General features: G+C 48.2%; 10 protein-coding genes. 3 read left to right on the forward strand and 7 right to left on the reverse strand.

Annotated features, from left to right (window positions below; all coding sequences use genetic code 11):
* Positions 1-8: 8 nt before the first annotated feature.
* On the reverse strand, positions 9-776 hold the full coding sequence (locus tag HXW94_RS01505; protein WP_178365136.1) for an adenosylcobinamide-GDP ribazoletransferase: 768 nt from the start codon (positions 774-776) through the stop codon (positions 9-11).
* Positions 773-1,348, reverse strand: a complete 576-nt coding sequence (gene cobU / locus HXW94_RS01510) for a bifunctional adenosylcobinamide kinase/adenosylcobinamide-phosphate guanylyltransferase (RefSeq protein ID WP_178365137.1) — start codon at positions 1,346-1,348, stop codon at positions 773-775. Before cobU ends, HXW94_RS01505 begins: the two co-directional genes overlap by 4 nt.
* A gap of 342 nt (positions 1,349-1,690) precedes the next feature.
* On the opposite strand from cobU, the gene HXW94_RS01515 reads away from it, so the two are divergent.
* Positions 1,691-3,211, forward strand: coding sequence for a sigma-54 interaction domain-containing protein (locus tag HXW94_RS01515; protein ID WP_178365138.1), 1,521 nt, complete (start codon positions 1,691-1,693; stop codon positions 3,209-3,211).
* A 15-nt stretch (positions 3,212-3,226) separates the two neighbouring features.
* On the opposite strand, the gene HXW94_RS01520 is transcribed toward HXW94_RS01515, so the two are convergent.
* Positions 3,227-4,477 carry a type I glyceraldehyde-3-phosphate dehydrogenase gene (locus tag HXW94_RS01520; protein WP_178365139.1) on the reverse strand — a complete coding sequence of 417 codons (1,251 nt, stop codon included), beginning with the start codon at positions 4,475-4,477 and terminating at the stop codon, positions 3,227-3,229.
* Between the two features lie 17 nt (positions 4,478-4,494).
* Complete coding sequence (locus HXW94_RS20050; protein ID WP_178365140.1) at positions 4,495-8,727, reverse strand: PEP/pyruvate-binding domain-containing protein; 4,233 nt, start codon at positions 8,725-8,727, stop codon at positions 4,495-4,497.
* A 336-nt stretch (positions 8,728-9,063) separates the two neighbouring features.
* On the opposite strand from HXW94_RS20050, the gene HXW94_RS01530 reads away from it, so the two are divergent.
* Positions 9,064-9,615 (forward strand): hypothetical protein, encoded by a 552-nt coding sequence (locus HXW94_RS01530; RefSeq protein ID WP_178365141.1) that lies wholly within the window; start codon positions 9,064-9,066, stop codon positions 9,613-9,615.
* A 172-nt stretch (positions 9,616-9,787) separates the two neighbouring features.
* Here HXW94_RS01530 and HXW94_RS01535 read toward each other — a convergent pair whose 3' ends face one another.
* A complete protein-coding gene (locus HXW94_RS01535) occupies positions 9,788-11,599 on the reverse strand; it encodes a nucleotide-binding protein (protein ID WP_178365142.1) in 1,812 nt (603 codons plus the stop codon).
* Positions 11,596-13,731 (reverse strand): HDOD domain-containing protein, encoded by a 2,136-nt coding sequence (locus tag HXW94_RS01540; protein WP_178365143.1) that lies wholly within the window; start codon positions 13,729-13,731, stop codon positions 11,596-11,598. The genes HXW94_RS01535 and HXW94_RS01540 overlap by 4 nt, the downstream gene beginning before the upstream one ends.
* A 110-nt stretch (positions 13,732-13,841) precedes the next feature.
* Here HXW94_RS01540 and HXW94_RS01545 point away from each other — a divergent pair, with 110 nt between their 5' ends.
* Positions 13,842-14,756, forward strand: coding sequence for an AEC family transporter (locus tag HXW94_RS01545; protein WP_178365144.1), 915 nt, complete (start codon positions 13,842-13,844; stop codon positions 14,754-14,756).
* A 54-nt stretch (positions 14,757-14,810) separates the two neighbouring features.
* Here HXW94_RS01545 and HXW94_RS01550 read toward each other — a convergent pair whose 3' ends face one another.
* Positions 14,811-15,431, reverse strand: a complete 621-nt coding sequence (locus tag HXW94_RS01550) for a TetR/AcrR family transcriptional regulator (RefSeq protein ID WP_178365145.1) — start codon at positions 15,429-15,431, stop codon at positions 14,811-14,813.
* Between the last annotated feature and the right edge of the window lie 132 nt (positions 15,432-15,563).

Below are 15,563 nucleotides of genomic sequence, written 5' to 3' on the forward strand. Positions count from 1 at the left end.
CTAGTTTCTTATAAAATATTCATGCCGGCAACCATGAACAACCAGGCTTCCATCACTTCGGTCATGGCACCCAGCATATCTCCGGTGATGCAGTTCATTTTCTGTTTGTAAAATTTTAAAATCGCAACACAGCCCAGGGCAAAGCCTGAAATCAATAAGAGGCCCTTATACCCCAGAAACAGCGAAAACCCCAACGGGATCAGGCACAGGTAAAAATCTTTTGAATTAAGCGGGCGGTCGAATAGATCCTTGCCCGTACCTTTGCCTTTTCTGCCGTAATTGAGGTATTTTACGCCGAATATCATGGAGGCTCTGGAAAAAGAGGGCACCAGGAAAAATATGGCCATGGCCTGAACCGGAGAACAATTGGTTTTCACCGACCAGATTCCGGCAAGTTTTAAAGCCAGACCCAGAACAACGGCAACCAGTCCCATCATGCCGGTTCTGGAATCTTTCATGATTTCAAGGGCCCGCTCCCGGCCCCGATGGCTGAACATTCCGTCTGCAGTATCCCCAAGCCCGTCCAGGTGAAAGGCCCCGGTCACGGCCACCAGGAAAATGAGATCAACAAGGGCTGCGGCCGGTGCCGGCCAGAGCATGGAGGCCGGAACATCGGTGATCACCAGAAGGGCGCCGATGATCAGCCCCACCACGGGGAAGAAGCGGATCATGCCCACAGGAGAATATACCGGGTGTTTTCCCGTGGGCAGAATGGTAATAAAGGCCATGCAAGCCCGTAAGTCTGCAAAAAAACCGGGGGGATCCGTCCGGGTCATTGAGGTTCGCCGTTCCCTGAAATCCGGCCCGGCTGGATTGGGTTCGGTTTGATCCGGACCGGGATACCGGCCATGCTCACAACAACCTCGTCAACGGCCCGGGCCACCCGCTGGTTGACAAGCCCTGCCATATCCCTGAACTGTCGTGCCAGGCTGTTTTCAGGAACGATCCCATAGCCCACTTCATTGGAAACCAGAATCACAGGGCAGGTTGACCGGTTTAACGCGTCCATAAGCCGGTCCACCGCCGCCATGATACCGGCCTCATTTGTTTCCTGGAGCAAAAGGTTGGAGACCCAAAGGGTCAGGCAGTCCACCAGAATCACCTTTGCCTGGACACAGGCCCGGTCAATGGTCTCATGGATGCGTATGGGTTCTTCAATGGTTGCCCAGTCAGGGCCGCGATCCTCCTGGTGGTGTTTAACCCGTTCTTTCATTTCCCTGTCCGTGGGTACAGAGGTGGCCAGATAAATTTTTTTGTCCCGGGCCATATGATCTGCGGCCTGCTTGGCAAAACCGCTTTTGCCGCTCCTGCAGCCGCCAAGCACCAGAATATGCTTTATGCCGGTCATAATATTATTGGTGTCTTTTATTTTACCACGAAGAACACGAAGTTCACGAAGATATTAGCGTTCTAAACTTCGTGTTCTTCGTGAACTTCGTGGTTTTAATTTGAAAGTACCTTAAAATTGCATTGGGCATTATTCCATCAGCATATTAGAAAATCAAGATGAATAATCTCAAATTTGTCAGGTGTGGGTATCATTTATAAAACATTAAAAAATTCAAAATTGTATTTTTTTATTTGATTTTTACGCCATAAAGCGGTATTTGCATTAAGTAATTTTAGTTACTGCAGAAACAATAGTTTTAATGAAAATAAAAGCAAAAATATTGATGCGGAAACCCCCCTTATGAAGTCCATTGAAGAAACATCTCTGTTATACGAAATCAGCCAATCATTAAACAAGCACATGGACATGAAAAAATCCCTGTTCAAGGTGTTAAGTGTGCTGTCTGAATCCCTGAACCTTGTAAGGGGTATTATTTTTCTAACAAATACTGAAACCGGGGAAATCCGCATTGAAATGGCCCACGGCATTTCCAAAGATAAAACCAAACAGATCAAATACCTGCCCGGAGAAGGCATCATCGGTCAAGTGATCCAGACCGGTAAACCTGCCGTGGTGCCGAGAATCAGCGAAGAGCCTTTATTCCTGGATAAAACCCATTCCAGGAATCTGACCCAGGGGCAAGACTATTCCTTTATCTGCGTACCCATAAAAAAAGAGAGCCGCGTGGTGGGTGCCATCAGTGCGGACCGGCCCTATGAAGGCAAACGTTCCCTTGAAAATGGTGAAAAACTGCTCTCCGTGGTGGCAACCATGGTTGCCCATCACGTCATCAACATTGAAACCATCCGGGTGGAAAAAGAGCAGCTGAAAACCGAAAACCTGCGGCTGAAATCAGAGCTGGAGAACAAGTACAGTTTTTCCAATATCATTGGTAATTCCAATAAAATGCGTGAAGTGCTCCAGATGATCTCCCAGGTATCATCCTCTTCCGCAACCGTGTTGATCCGCGGTGAAAGCGGTACAGGCAAGGAACTGGTGGCCAATTCCATCCATTACAACTCAGAACGCAACCAGAATCCCTTTATCAAGATCAACTGCGCGGCCATTCCCGACAATCTCATTGAAAGTGAGCTGTTCGGCCATGAAAAAGGGGCATTTACCGGGGCATCCGCCACCAAAAAAGGTAAATTTGAGATCGCCAATACGGGCACCATTTTTCTGGACGAGATCGGTAACATGGAACTGGGAGCCCAGGTCAAACTTTTACGGGTACTCCAGGAAAAGGAATTTGAGCGGGTGGGCGGGTACAAGCCCATCAAAACGGATGTCAGAATCGTGGCCGCCACCAACGCCAACCTGGAGGAGGAGGTCCAGCAAGGCAAATTCAGGGATGATCTCTATTTCCGGCTCAATGTATTTCCCATTTACATCCCCAGCCTTCGCATGCGCAAAACAGACATTATTCTTCTGGCCGATCATTTTCTGGAAAAATACAGAAAAGAGCATGGCAAGGAGATTAAGCGCATCACCACACCGGCCATTGACATGATGATGGAATACCATTGGCCGGGCAATGTCCGGGAGCTTGAAAACTGCATTGAACGGGCCGTGATTCTGTGCAATGAAGGCGCCATTCACTCCTACCACCTGCCGGCAACCCTTCAGACCGGTACCAAATCCAAGACCCTTCCCTTGTCCCTTGAGGATGCCGTGGCAAGCCTTGAAAAGGAAATCCTCATGGATGCCCTGAAAAATACCCGGGGCAATATTAACAAGGCTGCCAAACTGATCAACATCACAGTCAGAAAATTTTCCTATAAGGCAGCCCGGTACAATATCAATTATAAAGATTACCGATAGATTTTTCCGAGTTCCTTATCCCATGGACTCGGCCACGGTTACGGTTCTGTCTCCCAGCATGTTTACGTAAGATGCCATTTCATTGTCATACCAGCCATAAATAACGGCCTGGGTGACCTGGATGGCGCAGACACGATCGTTGATATTTTCCAGCATTTCTTTGTCAAGGCCCTGCATGTGCGCCAGGTCAATGGAAAGACACGCCGTGCGGGTATGGGTTTCATGGCCTTCGATGACCGCGGCCGCCCTGGGGGTACCAATGATATCCGACGAGACATTCTGTTTGTCCGTGAAGATCAGATAACCGTCGGCCTGTTTCTTGGCCGTGTCTTCATATATCCGGTTGATCAGCTCCCTTTTGACCGGCGGTTTGTCCAGTTCTTCCTGCAGGTTGATCACCAGAATAATCAAAGATCCGGTGGCGGTGGGGATACGCACGGACTCGGCAATGAAACCGATATTGGCCATTTCCGGGATAACCTGTTGCAAGGCCTTGGCCGCACCGGTGGTGGTCAAGATGATGTTATTCATGATGGACCGGTTTTTTCTCAGATCGGTTTTTCCGGCTTGGGGCAGCCGGTCCAGCACTTGCTGTGAGCCGGTGGCCGCATGAACCGTGGCCATGGATGCGGACAGCAGACGATTTACACCAAAGGCATCCAGCAACGGCTTGATCATGTGGGCAAGACAGGTGGTGGTGCAGGATGCATTGGAAATCAGACAGTGGCGCACAGGGTCATAGTCTTTATCGTTTATGCCCATGACCGTGGTAACGGCATCATCAGGAATCACGGCACCTTGTTTCAATTTAAAGGGTGCCGAGGCAATGACTTTCCTGACACCTGCCTCAAGGTGTCCCCGGATGGAACCCTTGGGCGCGTCTGATTCGAGATTCGGGTCAAGAAACTGGCCCGTGGTATCCACCACCAGTTCCACATTATTATCCGCCCATGCGATATCTTTTGGATTGCGGTCTGTGGACAGTATCTTTATTTTTACCCCATTCACCACAAGGGTACCGGACTCGGGATCAACATCCGTTATAACAGATTCTGCCCTGGAGCCGTGTAAAAATGCCTCCAGGCGGCCGTATGTGGAATCCCGTTCAATGTAATGGACGAGATCATCCATACCGGTACCGACCTCTCTGCCCACATTGATGACGATTTCATCGAAAAATTTTCTGCCGACATGGTGCCATAACGTCAGCTTTCCAATTCTTCCAAGTCCATTGATGCCCAGGATCTTTGATGTGTCTGTATTCATATTTGCTTTGCCCTTTATTAGATTGAGGTTAAATGGTTGCTGATTTTCATCTGTCCCTGGTAGACGATGCCTTTCTGGCCGTCCAGGCTGATGAAATCCCCTGTATTCATTTTCACACCATTGAGCTCACAAACGCCTTGTTCTTCGTTGCAGATCAGATTTTTACACCCCACCACACAGGTTTTGTCAAGATTGTATGTCACCACGGCGGCGTGGGAGGTCAGTCCCCCTCTGGCCGTTAAAATACCGTCTGCCGCATCAATTTCCAGAATATCATCGGGCACGGTGTCATTGCGAAGCAAAATCAGGCTGGTATCCGGATCCAGCCGCCTGAAGCTGTCGATCTCTTCCAGGGAGAATACGATTCTGCCGCTCATGGCGCCGCCGGATACACCGACGCCCTGGCCCAACCGGATTTTTTCAAGCTTGTCCGGTGGCGCATCAAACCGTTTGACTTTTTTTCTGTCCCGTAAAGACAGGTCCCTGGCCTGGAGAATAAACACATCTTCGCCCTTTGGTCCCTGAAAGGCAAATTCCATTTCCTGGGGATTCCACCCTTCCTCGTAAATCAACTGCAGGACAATGGTTTTCAATTTTTCATAAACAAGAGGAAACCGCTCTTCCAGACTGATCTTGACGTCCCTGCCTTCCAACTCCCGTTGAAGTTCGGATATGGGCAGGGTTTTCACTAACCCGGATACCACATCTTCCCCCTGGTTGCCAATGGTAAAATCTCCCCACAGCCGGATGGCGTCGCCGGGCAGTTTGGGACTGTGGGTGAACACTACCCCGGACCCGGATTCCCTGGACCGGTTGCCGAACACCATGGCCTGAACGGTCGCGGCCGTGCCCCAGTCATTGGAAATCCCCATGATATTGCGGTAGCTTTTGGCCCGCTTGGAGTTCCAGGACGAAAATACCTTTTTAATGGATAAAAATAACTGGTCCATGGGAGATTCCACGATTTTTATACCCTGGTCCAGCAAATGTTGCTTGTACGCCAGGGCCACGTCGCGCATCTGCGCACCTGTAAAATAGCGTTTGAATTTGATGGCGGCCGTTTCCTTATGGCGTTTGATAATGTCATCAAACCGGTCCCTCTGGATGCCGTAAACCATGCCGTAGGCCTGGATAAATCTGCGGTATGAGTCCCATGCAAACCAGGGATTTCCCGATTTTTTCGCCAGCTTTTCAGCGATCTGTTCATTAATGCCTACGTTTAAAAATGAATCCAGCATGCCCGGCTGTGAAATGGACGATCCCGACCGGATAGACAGCAGCAAAGGATTGTCCGGGTCCCCGAATTTTTTACCCTCGGTTTTTTCAAGCTGGGTAAGCATATGGGTCACCAACCGCCGGAAATTGTTGGATGCCGGAATATAGTTATCAATCAGATCCAGACACTTGAACACCTCGGTTGTGATGATGAACCCGTTGGGTACCTGAATCCCCAGACGCTTAAGTTCTATGAGATTCAACCCTTTGTTGCCCAGATAAATGATATTGTTGCTGAACAGCCCCCCGGCATCAATGGAGCAGATGGCTGCCTTTGGATCGTAGTTGAGAAGGGCTGACAGTTCATCCTGGCTCAGGCGCTCAGACTGGCGGAACAGGGTGTTTAAAATCCGGTTTAAAAATACATCCAGCTGCTGGAGTCCAAGGGATGTGGCAATCCGGTCCCGGAAAAAAATATCCGCCATCCGCTGATCCATTTTTTTGGCCATTTTGACGGCAGCCGGTGTGTTGGGAATATTGGTGGCGGAATCAAACCCTTCCGGCAGGTATTTTTCAAGTATGTTTTCCCGGCCGATGCGGTTGTCCAGGTTGCTCAGATTCAGACTGTGCAGGTTGTGGAAATGGTCGTTTACCGCATCGGCAACCGCCCTGTTAAATCCCTTGAAAATGTCCAGGTACTGGGTAAAGGAGCAGGTGGTGATATTAATGGCGTATTTTAAGAATTCAAGCTGGGTATCCAGCTTGTTGGATATAATGCCGTCCAGGGCCAGGGCCTGGCGGAAAAGTTTCAGAACGGAAAATATTTTTACAAACGTGGGTTTGGTGATCAATCGCAGGTCAATGCTGTTGATCAAATCCTCGAACAGTACATTGATGACGCTTTCAAGTCTTAAGGTCATGCCCAGGGCATCAAATTTGGCCTCACTGTATGACCCGTACATGGACGGGATGTCAACGGCAATATGACGCTTATGGTAAATGGTTTCGTTTACAGCAAATTTTTCCTTGGACAAAATAATATTTTTAAGTTCTGCCATATAGCCCAAAAGTCCGCCGATTCGGTTTTCCAGATCGGTTTCGCCAAGGGCATGGAGGATGTTTCGGGGGTCGGGCAGACCCTGGGATATATGGGTGTTGACATAACTTTCAAGATCCAGGTTTTCAATGCCGTATTTTTCATTGAGCAGGGCATGGAAACGAATCAGCAGTTTAACCCGTTCTCTGTCCAGGTCTGTTGTCTCTTCCGCCTTGTCAATAACGGCTTCAATGTCGGCTTTGGGGACGGCAAGAAAATCAGCCGGCGTTTTCAGCTTGTTCATTGCCAGGGTGCGGAAAACGGCATGGGGCCCGTCTATGTATTTTCCGCTGGTTGGGATATTCTCATAGATGGACGGCGGCAGATACGTTTTAAGGGGTGTTTTATCCAGGGTTTTCCAGAACACCATCACTTCCCGGATAAAGTCCAAGATTCTTGATGAGCTTTCCACGTGGCTTTGTTTGCGTAAGAAGTGGATCAGCCGGTCCCTGCGGAAGACCAACTCATCCAGGCGGGTGGAGATATCCCGAAGCTCTCCTTCTGCGCCGATCTCATTGAAAAAGGTGGGCAGGAGCCGGGCCAGTTGTTTGACCAGATTATATACCGGTGCGATGTCCGCGTTGAGAAATGTGGTAATGTCCCGGGGAAACAGATCCGTGTCCCGGATAAACACGCCGCCTATGGCCAATGAACTGATCAGCGCGGACAGCAGGCGTTTGGATTTTTTCGGATGTTTGGCCACCAGGGTTAGGAATACCCGGATATTTTTCACATGAGCCACATTGCATTTGATCTGCCAGTCTTCTCCGGTTCCTGAGATATCCGGGAACTGAAACCCATGGTCCACGGATCGGTCAATGAAATGATTGATCAGCTCGATTTCATCGGTATTGTATACGGCATCCCCGATTTTATGGATGCATTCCAGCACGGTTTCCGGGTACCGGCCTTTGTGTTCTTTGAGCAGGGCAAAGGTCTGGTCAACAATGACCATATCTTTTTTATAATCCCCCCGTTCCCCGATCAGGGTGATCAGGGTGCGGTGAATATCACCCAATGCTTCCCGGTGTATGATCGAAAGCCCGGGTGAATGAATAATATAAAATAGAAACGTCAGCTTCACATATTTTCCATAGGTCTTTTCCGGGGCCTGGGAAAAAATCCGCCGGGGTATGTCCCTGAACCGTTTGACATAATCTCTGTGTCCGGTCAGTTCCATGAGGGCGGATAAGGCGTTCATGTCATCGGACGGCATCGCTTTTATCCGCGCTAACGCCTGTTTCTGTTCTTCAATTCGCTCCCGGGTTACCGGCTCTAAAAGCGTGAGTATATCCGGCCCGCCCCGCCACTCATCTATATTGTTTTTCATCCAGACCACAGGATCATCCTGACGAAGCCAGAATGCAAAAGAGGCGTCAAAAAAGCGAATTAAAAATTTATTTAAGGCGGATCGTAAATTGGGGTGGTCCGGGAGCGCATCTGTTTGTATCATCCGCTTGACTAAGGCGTCGGGCTGGTAATAGGCGCAGACAAAAAAGAAAAAATCAGAATCCCGAAACGCTGAAATACGTTCGATTTCATGGATCAGTGTGGCATAGAATACGTCAACGCCTTGTGTGCCGGATTTGGCGATATAATGCAGAATCTGCATAAGATTATCCGCAACATTGGATTTGATTTCAGAATCAGATACGGATTCAAATGCTGAATTAAAAATGTCACAGAGCAGATCAAGGACCTTTCGCCCATCGGGTTCGCTGATGTACAAATGAAAATATTGAAGGGAGAAATGCCGGGATTCATTGACAATAAAGGTCCAGTTCCGGTACGGATGGGATAATTCCTTTAAAAAAATTTCCAGGCGATTGACAATACCGACATATCCTTCAAAAAATTCAAGAAGCAGAAGATACCGGTCATCAATGGAGACGTCTGCGCGGGTATCTGAAAGGTTGACTTCAAGGGCTTTTGATTTCACAGAAAAAACCTCTTTATTCTTTTTAAATTAGCGCCCTTTGGGCGGGCTGTTAGGTGCTGGGTGCTGGGTGCTGGGTACTGGGTACTGGGTACTGGGTACTGGGTGCTGGGTGCTGGAAATTCCTATACTCTTAAATTAAAACACCTTAGTTTATCATGACTACACCGGTTTGTAACCTAGGTTTTAGAATTGCTGGTTGACACAGGTTCCTGCTTGCTTATCTTAACCGATTTTTATAAGATAAATTTTTGATCTATCGAAACAGTCTCCAATTAGAAATTAAAATTTATCCGGTTTTTTTAATTTGGTGAACATTTAATGTGAGGAGTAAGAACTATGAATAATGATCCGTCTCAATTTACACTCTATAGTGGCGGTCACAGAGGCGCTGAAGCCGAATTTGGAAAACTTGCAGCGAAATACGGCGTTAAAGAAGTTAATTTTACCTTTGACGGAAATATGCTTGACAGGGATACAGGCATGCGGGTGCTGAACCAGGAAGAGCTTGAAAAGGGGAATATCTCAATGGATATTGTCTCGACGCGTCTGGGCAGGTCCTTTTCCAAAGGCAATAGAATCAGAAAAGTTATCCAGTCCATTTTCCATATGGTCAATAATGGATACCAGATTTTTGTTGTAGGGTGGATACTGCCGGACAAGACCGTTAAGGGCGGCACCGGCTGGGCTGTGGAGTTAGGCAAACTGTTCAACCGTCCCGTATTTGTCTATGAGCAGGACAGGAAAGCCTGGTTTTCCTGGGTGGACAATGACTGGAAAATGGCCACCCCCGTGATTCACCATAAATCCTTTGCAGGCACAGGCACCCGGAATCTCACCGATGATGCTGCGGCTGCGATGCAGGATTTATTCGAGCGCAGTTTCAAATAGCGTTCCATCCAGAAATAGCCTTTTTGTCCAATTTCTTCGTTGGATGAAAATTTTAATCCTCGGTATTTTGTATATGCCTGTGGTTAAAATTTTCATCCCTCTTCTTCGTTGTGACAATGGGTACATATTTCAATATGCTCCCATTGCCATGCCTTGAATACGAATGAAAATTCTAAACCATATTTTGGAAGATTTTATTCCGATCATGGGCCTTAAGAGAATTTTTTAAATCCGTCACTTCCCTCAGTAATTGCGACATCTTTTCTTCAATATCGGCAAGGCGCCGGGCTGTGTACCCGTCGTCTTGGTCTGTCGGAGCTGCGGCGAGTTTTGGCGGGGCCTCACTGCCGGACTTAAGATCATTTACCCCATCATGGTTTTGAACTAAAGGCGTTCCTGTATCTTCCCGGGCACGGGGCGGTATTCCGCCCAGAATTGCCAGGCATTGATCCCAGAACGCCTCAAGGGAGATCTCTTTGCCCGGATCTTTGATCAGTTTAAGCATCAGTGCCCTGATACATCTGGTGGCCTGGGTGTCCGGATATTTTATGAAAAACGGTACCTGGGAGATAACTGCGTTGGATACATTGGTGTCCCGGGCCACAATGCCTAATGGTGAAATTCGAGTCGATAAAAAATTAAAAACCGTTTTTTTCAGTTTTGCATAGGCTGCTTTGGCCTCCTGTGCTGTTCCGACCCGGTTGACCACCACCCGGATTTTGGGCATGGCATCTTTTTTTGACAGGACCTTAAGCAACGAATAGGCGTCTGTCAGGGATGTGGGTTCCGGTGTGACCACCAGAATCATCTCCTGACAGGCCCTGCAAAAGGAGAGTACCTGGGCGGATATGCCCGCAGAGGTATCTATCAGAAAATAGTCATAATCCGGCAGTTCCAGAAATGACCGGATCAGAAGCCCGGCCTCATGACTGGTCAGGTCTGCCAGTTTTTCAACACCGGAGCTTCCGGGTATGATATCAATGCCGTTGAAATCACGGATCATGATGTCCGACAGCGTATGGCTGCCTTCCATCACCTGGGCAAGGCCGGATTGTGGATAAAGGCCGGTCAGGATATTCACATTGGCCAGGCCTAAATCCGCATCAAACAGACAGACCCGGTAATCGGCATCGGCCAGGGCCAGGGCCAGATTCAGGCTGATACTGGTTTTTCCCGCGCCCCCTTTTCCCGATGCAATGGTAAGCAGCTTTGTCATTTTTTTATCTTCTTTCCCTTCCGGTCTTTGTCGGCCGGCGTTGCCATGACCATGCGTCGGTCCTTTTGTTGGCGTACATACTTTTTTTTCCGTGGACGGGTCTTGCATGGGAATTGGGGCGGTGACGTTTGCCGGCGCGTTGGGGTAAAGGATGGAATAAAACCATTTAAACCCGGAAAACGGAATAAAAACCGGCAAAAATCGGTACCGGGGAAATTTTAAATCCAGTTTGCGTATAAAAAGCAGACTATCCGGGTCCATCAGGCCAAGGGTCAGAAGGTTGCCTGACAAATGTAACGGAATGATGCCAAGTGTTCGGGCAATATCCCTGTCTATCACGGCGGTCAGATCATTGCGGCAGGATTGGTCAAAAATAATGTCTGATACGGATCTTAATGGAATGCCGAAAAGGTCAAAAAGCACCTGTTGAAGCCGGGCCTTGGATATGATCTGTTTTTCAAGCAGAAAAGAGATAAACGGGATCGCCTGGCGCTCTGCCTCGGCTTTGATTTTTTCCAGCCGGGACCGGGGCGCCGTTTTTGTTTCGCAGAGCCGTTCCATAACGGACATCAACTTTTGATGTTTCTTTAGTACATAAAAATTGTCCAGAGGGGTGATCAGGTTCAGTTCGCATAGTATCATGCCCAAAAGGGGGGAACTGCCCTTAAATCCGTTGTCTTTGTTTTTCTTCTGGATATCCAGGGCCCGCGCCACGTCTCCGGGAGCGACCAGGCCTTCCTGTATCATAATCTGCCCGGTTTTTATCATGACATGATTCCATTCTTAGGGGGCCTTGGACCGGTATCAGGGGCAAGGGGAATGAGGATGGTGAAACAGGTCCCCCTGCCCCGGCTGCTGTCACAGGTAATGCGCCCCTGCATTTTTTTGATAATGGCATGAACAATGGAAAGGCCCAGTCCTGAATTAGACGCGCCGGCCTTGCTTGAATTATAGGGCTCAAAAAGCCGTTCCCTGATATGTGAAGGCATGCCCGGGCCATTGTCCTCGATGGTGATTTCCGCCAAACCGGGAAGTTTTCTTTTTTCATCTATCAATACCTTGGCTGAGCCGGGAACAAGCCTTGTTTTAAATTGAATTTCGCTTCCCTTTTCAAGGGCTTCGGCAGCATTTTTAACCAGATTGATAATCACCTGTTTCAATCCGTTGGTGTCCAGGGTCGCCTTTGGCATGGTGTCATCAAGATCCGTTTGAATCCGGATCTGTCTGGGCAGCAAAATGGATTTTTGCAACACAGCCAGCACGCGACGGCACATCTGATTGAGATCAATGGTTTCCAGCGTCCCTCCCACCCTGGGTTTTGAAAACGAGGTGAGCCCTTCAAGCAGGGATGACACCCGGCTCATTTCTTCTTTGATAACGGTGAGCTCTTCCTGGGCAGGATGTTTTTCCGGCAGTTTGAGTTTCAGGGTTTCAAGGTAATTTTTAATGATGGTAACAGGGTTGTTGATCTCATGTACAACCTTGTCTGTCAGGGTGGCATACGCCACCATTTTTTTATCACTGATATCCTTGGCATACGTCCCATGGAAATTAAGATTTTCAAGACAGATACCGGTCTGGCGGGAAAAAAGTGCCAGCAGGGGGTTGTTTTTGTCCAGGATTTGGGTAAGATCGCTGTCCACGCCGATAACCATGGTGCCTGAACAGCCATTGCGGCCGAGAATAGGAATGGCATAAAGAGCCGGTGTTTCAAGAATGCGGATAATCTGGGTATCGGATACGGCCGGATTTTCTTGGCCCATACTGGCGGTGATTTTGCCTGTTTTGACGGATTTGGCAACCAGGCTGTCACTGTTGTCCATGGCAAGGGCAATGCTTGTGACGATGTTGTAATGGCGGTCTTCTTTTGCGCAGGTTCCAGTGAGCAGATTTTTTTCCTTGTCCTTAAGAAAAAAGAAGATCCGGGGGATATGGAAAATGATCTCCAGCCCCCGCTGGATTGTCTCCAGCACCGTTTTCACATCTTTTGCCTTGAGCAGGTTGTCAAGGGTACCAAAACATAGTGAAAGATCCTTAACATCCTCTGCCAGAAGATTATATCCTTGTTCCGGCGCACCCATAACAAGGTTCAGGCTTTGGGCCATTTGATGGACTTCGTTTTCAGCCTGGATCGCAATCTCATCCAGTACGGCGTCCGGCATGTCCGTCAGAACGCGGCTATCCTGTGCCACATCCGTGCTTTCCGGTTCTGCCATGAGGTTGGCCATGAAAAGAATTTTAACATGGGTAAGCTCTTCGGCAATGCGTGCCAACGGCTGACTTAAAAACTGCACGGCATCCGATGCCATGGGATTCAGGTGCCACTGGTTAAACAGCCAGGCACTGACCGTTGGCCCATCTAGCTTGAGTATATCGGCCTGGGCGTCAAATTCGTTTTGTCCCTGGTTTACCCTGGCTTCAATCTCTTTGTATGCCTTGGGAAAGGTTGCCATGAGAACCAGCGTGCCGATATCATGGAGAAGACCTGCCAGGAAATATTGGTCCGGATTGACCTGGTTTTCTTCACAGGCGATGCGCTGGGCCAGCACCGCACATTTGTAAGAATGATACCAGAATCTGTTGATGTTGAAATTGTCTGTGACGTTGGGAAATTTAAAAAACTGCATGGCCGAAGAACTGATGGCGATATTACGCACCGTATCCATTCCCAGATATACCACCGCTGATTTGATGGTGGTCACCTGTTTTGACAGGTTTACGTGGGGAGAGGCAATAATGGTCAGCAGTTTTGCCGTAAGGGCGGCATCCCGGCAGATGATTTGCGTGACTTCGTCAATATCTGTCTTTTCTCTGCCGCAGGCCCGGATCAACTGCAGCATGACCTGGGGCAGCTGGGGCAGGGCCCCGGATCTTTTTATCTTTTCAAAAATATGTTTCATGGTACATTTATGTTGATGGATTCGGTAACGTAGCGACAGTCATTTGTTTTGTATATGGATTCCGGCTGGATAAATCAAGTTTAAGCTTAATTAATAAGGGCCATTCTGAAATGATAATCATCAACACCCTGTTGCCCCTGCTGGCCATGATGGCATTGGGCTATATGCTCAAGCGTCAAGGCATGACCTCGGACGAATTTTTAAAGACCCTTGATACACTGGTGTACTATATTTTTTTTCCGGTTATGCTTTTCTGGAAAACAGCCAAGTCTACCGGCACGGAATCATCCGGAGTTGCGCTTATTCCGGCCGTACTTGTGACTGTATTTCTGGCTTCGCTCTTCTCTTATTTTTACATACGCAAAACAAGAATGCCCGATAAGTCTGCTGGATCGTTTTTCCAGGCTTCGTTCCGATTCAACACCTATATCGGCATGGCCACCGTCCTTACCGTTCTTGGCGAAGAAGGCGTAAGGCTTTTCAGCATCCTTATCGGATGCCTGATTCCTGTTATCAATGTGCTTTCGGTTGCCGTGCTGATCTGGCACTCCGGCCGCACCCCGTCCGTGGGTCAACGCCTGTGGCTTTTGTTGCGGGCACTGATCTCCAATCCACTGATCATTGGATGTGCCCTGGGCTTGCTTTTATCCGGTTCCGGATATCGTCTGCCCGCATGTATCAATAATTTTCTTGCCCTGGTGGCCTCCATGACGCTGCCCCTTGCCCTGATTTCCATGGGCGGCACCCTCAGTTTTGCAGGCATTTCAAGGCATTGGCCCAATGCCCTGGCTGCTGCGGCCATCAAACTGTTTATCATTCCGATCACAGGATATATCATGCTGACACTATTTTCCGTGTCTGATACAGCATTCAAAACAGGCATGATTTATTTTTGCCTGCCCACCTCCACGGCGATTGCCGTATTGTCGGCCCAGTTGAATTCAGATGTGGAACTGGCATCCACTGCAGTGATGATATCAACATTACTCTCTTTTATTTCACTGTCTGTGGCGCTTATTTTATAGAAATCAAAAAAGATGTAAAACAGCTTTGCCGGGAACAGCAAAGCAGGAAGATATTCAGGGCTGTGCTTGAGTTGATGCTGGTTCGCAATTTAAGATTTTCAAGGTTGTATTCTTAAAGAAGTCGGCAACCTCCTTAATAAGCTCCGGATCATCCAATGAATTTTTAACAATACCAAAGCCCTCTGACAGAGCAAAGATTTTGGCGGAGGCTCTTTTTTTATTTTCCACACTGGCAAGACCTGTCTCTTCCCAGCCTGCGATCTCTTCAATGCCGAATTCAATGAATTTAAGCATCATATCCCTGATTTTTTCCCTGATTTTCTCATCCCTGAATCCCATGGCATAGCAGGACCAGAACACCGCATCCCGCTGGGGCCAGGTGCCACCGGCGTCAAAAAGAATTTCCAGCAGGGTCTCCATGCGTTCCCTGGCGCTGGTGAGCGTCTCCAACTCCTTGAGATAGTTGTTCATGGACATTTCATAAAGGAAATCTACCATTTCCATGATCAGGCCTTCTTTGCTTTTGAAATAATGAATAAGCAGCCCTGAATTGACGCCCATGCGTTTTGCGATTTTACCGATGGTCATACCCTTGAAGCCTTCTTCTTCCACAACCTTATAGGTATGTCTCAGTATTTCAGGTTTTCTGATATGAGATATGCTTTTTCTTCCCATAAATTATTTTGCCTATTTTTATTGTTTATACGCTAATCAATTTATAATATATAAGGGTGAAGCCTTTTTTGTCAATTTTTATTGCAGTTGACGCCCCTTTTATGTTTTATCAACATAAGCGTAAAAATTTTT

This window comes from Desulfobacter latus (assembly GCF_013389365.1).
Classification (GTDB): domain Bacteria; phylum Desulfobacterota; class Desulfobacteria; order Desulfobacterales; family Desulfobacteraceae; genus Desulfobacter; species Desulfobacter latus.

Excerpts from the sequence above, each read along its gene's own strand:
- HXW94_RS01505 (WP_178365136.1), bottom strand. The coding sequence starts at position 776 with ATGACCCGGACGGATCCCCCCGGTTTTTTTGCAGACTTACGGGCTTGC.
- cobU (WP_178365137.1), bottom strand. The coding sequence starts at position 1,348 with ATGACCGGCATAAAGCATATTCTGGTGCTTGGCGGCTGCAGGAGCGGC.
- HXW94_RS01515 (WP_178365138.1), top strand. The coding sequence starts at position 1,691 with ATGAAGTCCATTGAAGAAACATCTCTGTTATACGAAATCAGCCAATCA.
- HXW94_RS01520 (WP_178365139.1), bottom strand. The coding sequence starts at position 4,477 with ATGAATACAGACACATCAAAGATCCTGGGCATCAATGGACTTGGAAGA.
- HXW94_RS01530 (WP_178365141.1), top strand. The coding sequence starts at position 9,064 with ATGAATAATGATCCGTCTCAATTTACACTCTATAGTGGCGGTCACAGA.
- HXW94_RS01535 (WP_178365142.1), bottom strand. The coding sequence starts at position 11,599 with ATGATAAAAACCGGGCAGATTATGATACAGGAAGGCCTGGTCGCTCCC.
- HXW94_RS01540 (WP_178365143.1), bottom strand. The coding sequence starts at position 13,731 with ATGAAACATATTTTTGAAAAGATAAAAAGATCCGGGGCCCTGCCCCAG.
- HXW94_RS01545 (WP_178365144.1), top strand. The coding sequence starts at position 13,842 with ATGATAATCATCAACACCCTGTTGCCCCTGCTGGCCATGATGGCATTG.
- HXW94_RS01550 (WP_178365145.1), bottom strand. The coding sequence starts at position 15,431 with ATGGGAAGAAAAAGCATATCTCATATCAGAAAACCTGAAATACTGAGA.